Genomic DNA, 5183 nt, shown 5'->3' with positions numbered 1-5183 from the left:
CTCATATCGAGCCGCTCTGGGCCGAGCGCGAGGCGCTCCCTGTAGCGACCGGGCTCCGCGTCGACGCGCGCGAACTCCTCATCTCGACCGTGGCCGAAGCTCATCCCGACATTCGCGAGAAATCGGCCGCCCCTTCGATCTGGCCGCTTTTAGCGGCGCTGGCCGTCGGCGGCACGTTTCTCTATTCAATCTTCACGCCCTGGGCGATCGTCTGGGGCGCCGCGCCAATCGCCATCACGTTGATCGGATGGTTCTGGCCCAAGGGCGATCCGGAGGACGAGGAATGAAGCAGCGCGCCGCCGCCGATCTTTCTGGCCTGCCCACCTTCGGGCACGGTCCGCGCAGCCCGACCTGGTGGGGCACGCTGGGTTTCATGGCGCTGGAAGGCACGGGCTTCGCGCTGGCGGCCGGCGCTTATCTCTACCTTGCGCAGTCATGGCCAGACTGGCCGCTCAGCGCACCGCGCCCGAACCATTGGCCCGGAACGATCGTCACCATTTTGTTCATCGTCAGCCTTGTGCCTAACCACATCCTCCACCGCTATGCCAAGCAATGTTCGATGGTGCCGGTGCGGATCGGGCTGATGGTCATGTCGCTGCTCGGCATCGCTCCGCTCGTCGTGCGCTGGTTCGAATTCCCGGCCCTCAACATCTATTGGGACACCAATGCCTATGGATCGATGCTCTGGGTGCTGCTCGGGCTGCACACCACCCATCTCATCACCGATGTCGGCGACACCATCGTGCTGACTGTGCTGATGTTCACGCGCCACGGCTATAGCGGCCGTCGCTTCGGCGATGTCGGCGACAATGTCTTCTACTGGGACTTCGTGGTCCTGACCTGGATTCCGATCTATCTGCTCATCTACTGGGTGCCGAGGCTAGGCTGAGATGCGTGCATTACGCCTGGGAACGTCTTGGGGTGGTCTTCTGTCAGGGCCGCTGGCGTGGGCGGTCTCGACACAGCTGAATTATGCGCTGGTGCCCTGGCAATGCAATCGCCAGGTGCCGGTCGTGCTTCCCGTGGCGCTGCTGCTCGTCTTGTTGTCGCTGCTCGGCGGGGCGCTGTCGTGGCGGGCGAAGCGGCGAGGCGGTGCCGCATTCAAGCCGAAGCGTACGCGCGCCACAGAGCGCTTCGTCGCCAATCTCGGCATGCTGTCGGCGTTGCTGTTTGCGCTTGTGATCCTCATGCAAGGCAGCGCGGCGCTGATCCTGGATGAGTGCCTGCGATGAATCTGGACGGGCTGTTCTCTACTTCCATCTGCTACGGCGCCGGCGCACCCGAGGCCGGGTGGACGCTCGCGCTGCCCATCACCCTGCCACTTGCCGTGCTTGCCCTGATATATGTCGTTGGAGCTGGCCGGCTTTGGCGGCGCAGCAGCCGCGGCAGGACTTTGCGGCTGCGCCAGGCTCTGCTGTTCACGGCCGGATGGGGCGTGTTGACGGCCGCGTTGGTCAGCCCGATTCATGCACTCGGTGAGCAGATCTTTGCGGCGCATATGATCGAGCATGAACTGCTGATGGCCGTGGCGGCGCCGCTGCTGGTCTCCGCCAGCCCGGCTGCGGCCTTGATGTGGGGATATCCCGCCGGGGTCCGGCGCATTCTTGGAATGGCCGCGCACGGCAGATGGCTGAATGCGGTTTGGTCTTTCGTAACTCGACCGCTCAGCGCGACCATTGCCCACGGCCTGGCCATATGGATCTGGCACCTTCCGGCGTTGTTCGAGGCCGCGCTCGAACGCGGCGTGATGCACTATGCACAGCACGCGAGCTTCTTCGGAACAGGGCTGCTGTTCTGGTGGGTACTCTTGCCGCGTCCCGGCCGCCAGCATGCCTATGGGACCGCAGTGATGCATCTTTTCGTCACCTCGCTGCACACTGGCCTGCTTGGCGTGCTCCTGCTGCTCTCGCCGCGGCTCTGGTACCCGCAGAACGCGGTGGGTGCGGCACTATGGAATTTGAGCCCCCTGGAAGACCAGCAACTTGCCGGGCTGGTGATGTGGGTTCCCGCTGGACTGATCTATGGCGGCGCAGCGCTGCTGCTGGCCGCGCTGTGGATCAAGGCGAGCGGAAGGGGGGAGGCTGCGCATGCCTACGAGCTTGTCTAAGCTGCTTGCCGGCGCCAGCGTCGCGCTGGTGCTGCTCGTTGCGGGCGTGGCCGGAATGACCTGGTGGTCCGATCAGGCGGCGCGCATCCGCCACGAGGCGGAGGCGGCCACGGGAGGTGACATTGCGCGCGCCATGCCGATCATGACTGCGAATGGTTGTTCCGGCTGCCATACGATTTCGGGCGTGCCGGGCGCGCAAGGGCAGGTCGGTCCACGCCTCGACGCCAGTCTTGCTGACCGCACCTTTATCGGCGGCGGGCTGGCCAACAATCCAGAGAACCTGATCCGCTGGATACGGTCTGCCAGGGAAATCAATCCGCGCACGGCCATGCCATCGACCCGAATTTCGGAGCAGCAGGCGCGCGATATCGCGGCCTACCTCTACGCTCTGAAATGATTGAGCGGTTCACCGTTTGACGGACAACGCCGACCCTGTGTGGAAGAGACCGACTATCGCCGATCCAGGATCATCTAGCTTTGATGCTGAGACGGATCGGATATCCGTTCACGCACGGCATGCTCGGTCTTGTCTGCTGTGGACTTCACGATCTCGCCGAGCTGATCGGCGATCGTGTCTGCTTCCATATGTTGCCGGCCAGCTTCCTGCTTGATGGTCTCATAGGCTTCGGCGGCGACCTGCTTGGCCTCGTCGAGACCCCTGTCGAGCATGGTTTCGGCGGTATCGCGAAGCTTGTCGCCATAGGCGCCTAGCTGCTCATCCTCCGTTGCGGTGTGGGGCAGCATTGCACCTATGGCGGCGCCGATGGCGAGACCCGCGGCCGCTATGGCCAAGGGCTGGTTCTCCAACAGATCTTGCGCGGAGCGGGCGGCTTTCGCCGCCATGTCGCCGGTCACCGATCTTGCAGTGGCCGTGGTGCCCGTCAAACCCTCGGCGGCGCTGCTTGCAGCGCTGGAAACGGTATCGCCGACGCTGGTGGCAGCCGATGACAGCGATGCGGCGGCATCGGAAAGCGTGCTGCCCAAGCCTCCACGTTCCCGTTCATCATGTCGTCCCGGCGCCGAGGGCATTGAGTAGCCAGCCGAACCGCGGGCGGTGTCTGCGGTACCACTGCCGAACATCAGCCAAGCCAGACCCGCGCCCACCATAGTGACCGGCAAAGGATTGTCTCGGACCTGCGTTCTGAGGTTGGCGAGCATGGCCGAACTCTCCCCTCCCGAGAACAGCCCGGTGAACTCATCGAGCAATTGTCCCGGCGTCATCCTGCCTCGAATGGATTCGGCGGTCTCCATCACCCGCGCACGGGCTGCCTCGGCCTCGCGTTCAAGTTCGGCTGCGGATTTCTCAGTCATCTCACTTGTTCCTTGATCACGCTCGCGTCGCGCTTGAGCTGTTCCTGGGTGCGGTCGGGGGTAAGTTCCGAAGGCGCCATGCTGGCCGTCCCGGTCCGCAGCAGGATAATGCCGAGGGCCGCCACGACCACGCCGACCAGCAGGGAAGACCACCCCGCGCCAAGTCCTGCCCGCGTCAGTGCAATAACGAGTGCCTGCAGCAACACCATTAGCGCGGCGAGCAAGCAGATCGCGCCGCCCAGCACTTCCGCGGCACCTGCTCCGGCTTTGGCAAGCTTTTCAGAAAGCTCGGCCCGAAACAGCCTGGCCTCGGTTTGCACCAAAGTGGTGACATTCTGGGCCAAGTCGGTGATCAGCCCGGCAAGGCTTGGGTTGTCCTGGGTGTTCATCTGTCCTGCTCCGTGCTCTGCATGGCCCCATCATCGCCGACGACGCCCGAATCCTGCGACCGATCAGCGGACCAACCCTGTGCCTGATCGGTGTGGGATTTGAGGTCTCCCGGCGCATCCTGAAATTCTGGACCCGCCGGCGGCGAGGCCTTGATGAACCGCCCGAGAGCCAATCCGGCCAATACCGATCCGGCAAGCAGGACACCGGGATTTTGCCGGCCAAAGGACTGCACGTCCTCCAGGACCTGGCCGAACGGCTTCTGTTTCAATGACGATGAAAGCCGCTCCAGGCCACCGGCAGCATCCAATGCGAACTTCGATGCGTTCCTTTCATCGTTGTTGGCCAGGTGGTCACTGGCCGCGCGCAGTGCGCCGCCCAGCGCCGCCAGGCTCGATCCGATGTCGCGCTGCGCTTCCTGCGCCTTGTCGGAGATGACCTCCCTGGCTTCAGATGCATAGTCGCCAGCCTTGCGGGTCACCGTATCACGCGCGTCGTGAAGCAACTCGCTGGCACGCTCATTTTCCTGGCGAAGCCTTTCGGAAACGTCGCTTTTCGTCTTGTCGAAATCGGTGGGCTGTCCGCCCTGATCGTTTTCATGCTGCATGGGGCCACCTAGTGAAGACCGAGGAAGGAGAGGACCGCCAGCACGACAACGATAACGCCGATAAGATAGATGACACTGTTCATGTGCACGTCCTCCGTGGCTGTCCAACTTCGCGGAGCCGGCGATGTTCCCTAGGTGAAGCATTTATGTCGAAGCGGAAATGGAGAGCTTCGTCAGGCACGCACCAGTCACCAATGGGTCGCGCTATCCCTCGTGCGGAGCGCCAGTTGCTCGGTACCACCGGGTGCGCCCGACTCCGCAGGAGCCGCTAGCAGGAGACAGCCGAGTGCCGGCTGCCTCCGGCATTGCTATCTTTGCCTATTCGGCTGCCCGCCTGTCGATCATCTGCTCGCTCTGGGCGCCGGAACTTGGCCGAGGCGGCGACAGGATGGGCTCCTCGCCCATTGGCGAACCGGCGACCAGGGAGAACTCGCCCTTGCCGTCCATCGACGGTCCTTCGCTCCAACGTCCCTGCGCTGGTTCGACACCTTCGACGAAGCAATTGATGAAGGCATAGGATACGTCCTGATGCTCCTTTTCCTGCGGGAAGGAGTTGGGGACCGGCAGAGACGCGTTCAGTCCGCCCATATCTTCGATTGCCGCGAGCCACTGCTGTTGGTGCATGGTGTCGCGCGCAATAAGGAAGGACAGCATGTCCTTCATGCCGGGATCGCTGGTCATGTTGTACAGGCGGGTCGCAAGCACGCGGCCGCTTCCTTCCGCGGTGACGTTTGCGACCATATCCGCGGCAAGATTGCCGCTGGCATAGAC

8 protein-coding genes and 1 pseudogene are annotated in these 5183 nt (G+C 63.5%); 5 read left to right on the top strand and 4 right to left on the bottom strand.

Going from position 1 to position 5183, the window contains the following annotated elements; translation table 11 throughout:
* The 5 genes and pseudogenes from EN884_RS25125 to EN884_RS25105 form a co-directional block, all read left to right on the top strand.
* Positions 1-287 (top strand): annotated as a pseudogene (locus EN884_RS25125) (cytochrome c oxidase subunit 4); the annotation flags it as partial.
* Entirely contained in the window at positions 284-889 is a 606-nt protein-coding gene (locus EN884_RS25120) for a cytochrome c oxidase subunit 3 (RefSeq protein ID WP_013525139.1), read from the top strand. The pseudogene EN884_RS25125 and the gene EN884_RS25120, both read left to right, overlap by 4 nt.
* A 1-nt stretch (position 890) precedes the next feature.
* The gene (locus tag EN884_RS25115; RefSeq protein WP_063170778.1) at positions 891-1232 is read left to right on the top strand and encodes a hypothetical protein; all 342 of its coding nucleotides are present in this window, start codon (positions 891-893) and stop codon (positions 1230-1232) included.
* On the top strand, positions 1229-2107 hold the full coding sequence (locus tag EN884_RS25110; RefSeq protein WP_063170779.1) for a cytochrome c oxidase assembly protein: 879 nt from the start codon (positions 1229-1231) through the stop codon (positions 2105-2107). Before EN884_RS25115 ends, EN884_RS25110 begins: the two co-directional genes overlap by 4 nt.
* On the top strand, positions 2088-2504 hold the full coding sequence (locus tag EN884_RS25105) for a c-type cytochrome (protein WP_063170780.1): 417 nt from the start codon (positions 2088-2090) through the stop codon (positions 2502-2504). The genes EN884_RS25110 and EN884_RS25105 overlap by 20 nt, the downstream gene beginning before the upstream one ends.
* Before the next feature lie 74 nt (positions 2505-2578).
* Here EN884_RS25105 and EN884_RS25100 read toward each other — a convergent pair whose 3' ends face one another.
* The 4 genes from EN884_RS25100 to EN884_RS25085 form a co-directional block, all read right to left on the bottom strand.
* Positions 2579-3358 (bottom strand): hypothetical protein, encoded by a 780-nt coding sequence (locus tag EN884_RS25100; RefSeq protein WP_244514438.1) that lies wholly within the window; start codon positions 3356-3358, stop codon positions 2579-2581.
* Between the two features lie 56 nt (positions 3359-3414).
* On the bottom strand, positions 3415-3807 hold the full coding sequence (locus EN884_RS25095) for a phage holin family protein (RefSeq protein WP_013525134.1): 393 nt from the start codon (positions 3805-3807) through the stop codon (positions 3415-3417).
* Complete coding sequence (locus EN884_RS25090; protein ID WP_063170782.1) at positions 3804-4412, bottom strand: DUF1206 domain-containing protein; 609 nt, start codon at positions 4410-4412, stop codon at positions 3804-3806. The genes EN884_RS25095 and EN884_RS25090 overlap by 4 nt, the downstream gene beginning before the upstream one ends.
* Before the next feature lie 318 nt (positions 4413-4730).
* The coding region (locus EN884_RS25085; RefSeq protein ID WP_206617633.1) for a manganese catalase family protein at positions 4731-5183 on the bottom strand (453 nt) is incomplete at its 5' end.

Origin of the sequence: Mesorhizobium sp. M7A.F.Ca.AU.001.01.1.1 (assembly GCF_004022735.1) — a bacterium.
GTDB classification, from domain to species: Bacteria; Pseudomonadota; Alphaproteobacteria; order Rhizobiales; family Rhizobiaceae; genus Mesorhizobium; species Mesorhizobium ciceri.
The sequence above is the reverse complement of the archived record's forward strand: the minus strand, read 5'-3'. Positions and strand labels throughout refer to the sequence as shown.

Excerpts from the sequence above, each read along its gene's own strand:
- EN884_RS25120 (WP_013525139.1), top strand. The coding sequence starts at position 284 with ATGAAGCAGCGCGCCGCCGCCGATCTTTCTGGCCTGCCCACCTTCGGG.
- EN884_RS25115 (WP_063170778.1), top strand. The coding sequence starts at position 891 with ATGCGTGCATTACGCCTGGGAACGTCTTGGGGTGGTCTTCTGTCAGGG.
- EN884_RS25110 (WP_063170779.1), top strand. The coding sequence starts at position 1,229 with ATGAATCTGGACGGGCTGTTCTCTACTTCCATCTGCTACGGCGCCGGC.
- EN884_RS25105 (WP_063170780.1), top strand. The coding sequence starts at position 2,088 with ATGCCTACGAGCTTGTCTAAGCTGCTTGCCGGCGCCAGCGTCGCGCTG.
- EN884_RS25100 (WP_244514438.1), bottom strand. The coding sequence starts at position 3,358 with ATGGAGACCGCCGAATCCATTCGAGGCAGGATGACGCCGGGACAATTG.
- EN884_RS25095 (WP_013525134.1), bottom strand. The coding sequence starts at position 3,807 with ATGAACACCCAGGACAACCCAAGCCTTGCCGGGCTGATCACCGACTTG.
- EN884_RS25090 (WP_063170782.1), bottom strand. The coding sequence starts at position 4,412 with ATGCAGCATGAAAACGATCAGGGCGGACAGCCCACCGATTTCGACAAG.